This window comes from Rhizobium sp. FG113 (assembly GCF_057809895.1).
In genome coordinates, this window is sequence record NZ_JBMDKV010000053.1 from 1 (window position 1) to 2,881 (window position 2,881).

At 59.0% G+C, this 2,881-nt stretch carries 1 protein-coding gene; it reads left to right on the plus strand.

What is annotated here, in order from left to right:
* Positions 1–2,827: Tn3 family transposase (locus ACODTZ_RS36045; protein WP_489032102.1), on the plus strand; the 2,827-nt coding region annotated here is incomplete at its 5' end.
* Positions 2,828–2,881 lie beyond the last annotated feature (54 nt).

Genomic DNA, 2,881 nt, shown 5'->3' on the forward strand with positions numbered 1-2,881 from the left:
CAGACTGGGCCTCGCCTGTGTTCTGGCCACGCTACGATACCCTGGCCGACCGCTTGCGGATGGCGAGGTCCTGCCGGCTGGCGTCTTACGATTTCTGGCGCGGCAGATCGGCGTCGATCACCATGAGATCGAACGTTATTTCGAGCGCCCACAGACGCGGCGCGAGCATCTGGCCCTGCTTTTCGACAGAATGCAGATGCGTCCGTTTGTGCCTTCGGACGTGCGGGCACTCACAGGCTGGCTGACACCTGCCGCACAAACCCTGCGCCAGGCCGATGTATTGGCGGATATGGTCGTGGAAGAACTGCGACGCAGGAGAATTCTCTTGCCAGCGCGGCCAGCGCTCGAAGCCATCATTCATGTGGCGATCAGGCGCGGCATTCGTATTGCTCATCGGGCCTTGGCCGGCGGGATCTCAGAAGGCCAAAAGCTCGATCTGGACAAGCTTCTCGATCCGCGTGAGGGGACAAGCGTGACCATTCTTGCCTGGGCGAGAACGCCGGCATTGTCGCCAGCCGCCGTCAACCTCGACAGAATTGCCGAGCGCATTCGCTTTCTCCGGTCTCTGAACCTGCCGACGACGTTGATGGATCGAATTCCGGCCAAGGTCTTTGACGAATTTGCTGCAGAGGGGACGCGAATGAGCGCGCAGCATCTGCGCGACCTTAACACCGAACGCCGACATGCTGTCCTGGCTGCAACAGTGCTCCACCTTTCCCGCCATCTCACCGATTGCGCGATCGACATGTTCAAGAAACTCATGGGCATCCTGACGCGGCGAGCCAATAACCAGGCGGCTGCTCGCGTCACCCGATCCGTTCGGGAAGTGCAGACGCCGTTGAAGGACGTTTCAAAAGTCTGCCATGCGATCATCAAGGCTAGAGAGAAGGGTGAGGACATGGCCAAAGCGCTTGATCTGGTCATCCAATGGCCAGCTTTTACAACCAGTGTCCAGGCGGTCGATACGCTGATCGCGCCGGATGTTATCGACGGTAAAATCGAAATGCTCCAGCGCTATCCGACGATCAGGAAACTGGCGCCACAGTTTCTCTCCACTCTCGTGTTCCGCGGTCACGCAGTGGCGGCGACCCTCTTGCGGGCGCTATCCGTGGTCGCGGGTCTATATCGTACGGGCAAAAGGACCATACCCGACAAGGCACCGATCTCCTTTGCGCCGAAGGGCTGGATGCCTCTCATACTCAAAGATGGAAAGATTGATCGCAGGGCTTATGAGCTTTGCCTGTTCAGCGAATTGAAGCGCCGGCTCGATGCGGGCGATGTCTGGGTGGAAGGAGCCAAACGCTTCCAGTCTTTCGAAAGCTTTCTCATTCCCACGCCGACATTCGAGCTGATGCGTGAGGAAGGACCGCTTCCAATCGCCGTTGATACCGATGTCGAGACGTATCTTCGCCAACAGCGCCAGCTGCTGAACGATGGACTGGCTGACCTCTCGCGTCTGGCCGCAGCCGGCGAGCTCGACGATGTAGAACTGACCGGGGCGGGGTTTAGCGTCACGCCGCACAAGGCTATGTTTCCGGACATCGCCAAGTCGCTGAAGCTAAAGGTGGAAAGCCGTCTGCCTGCGATCCGCATCACTGACCTTTTGCTCGAGGTTGACGCCCGAACGGAATTTTCGAACGCCTTTACCCATTTGCGCAGCGGTCGGACGGCCGACAACAAGCTTGCGCTCCTCACCGCCATCCTGGCGGACGGCATCAATCTCGGTCTCACGAGAATGGCGGACGTTTCCCCCGGCATTACGATGCGCCAACTCGCCTGGGCGCACGACTGGCATATTCGCGAGGAAGGTTACACGGCCGCGCACGCCATTCTCGTCAACGCCCAGAGGCAATTGCCTCTGGCAAGCTTGTGGGGCGATGGAACAACGTCATCCTCCGATGGCCAGTATTTTCCGGCGGGCGGACACGCCGAGGCGATCGGCGACCTCAACGGCCGCTATGGTCCCAACCCCGGCGCCAAATTCTACCGGTTCACCTCTGACCAGTACGGCGCTTTCTACATCATCGCCATGAATGCCAATGCGAGCGAAGCCATCTATGTCCTCGATGGACTGCTCTATCATGGCAGCGATCTCGCCATCGAAACCCACTATGTCGATACCGGCGGGGTAAGCGATATGAGCTTCGCCCTTTGCCATCTCGTTGGTTTCCAGATTGTGCCTCGGCTGCGCGGTCTCAAGGATCGCAAGCTCTATCTCTTCCCGGGCGACGCGCCTCCCGAAAACCTGGCGCCGCTCGTTGGCGAGCACATCAACGTCGAGCGGATCAAGGCAAACTGGAACGACATCCTGCGGCTGGTCACGACGATCCGTTCCGGGCAGGTTCGGCCTTCGACGGTGTTGGCAAAGCTGTCCGCATTCCCACGCCAGAACGGACTGGCGTTGGCGCTACGCGATCTCGGTCGCATCAATCGGTCCATCTTTCTGCCCCAGTGGTGGCAGAACCCCGAAATGCGCAGGAACGCGACGGTCGGCCTCAACAAGAGCGAATCCCAGAACACCTTGGCCCGCGCACTGTTCTTCAATCGCCTCGGAGAATTGCGCGACCGGACTTTCGAGAGCCAGTTCTACCGAGCATCTGGACTGAACCTGCTAATCAACGCCATCGTCTACTGGAACACACTCTATCTCGAACCGGCGTTCGCCGAGCTCAACCGAGATGGCATTCCCACGCCGCTTGACATCATCAAACACATTACCCCACTCGGCTGGCAGCACATCAGTCTCACCGGCGATTACATCTGGACCCCAACAGACGGCGTTGATCTCAGGCCATTGCGGCGCGAAACATCTATCCTCGCAGCGTGATCACCATACGTTCTCAAAAGTCGGACAGATCCAACACTTTCGTGTCGTGACGCC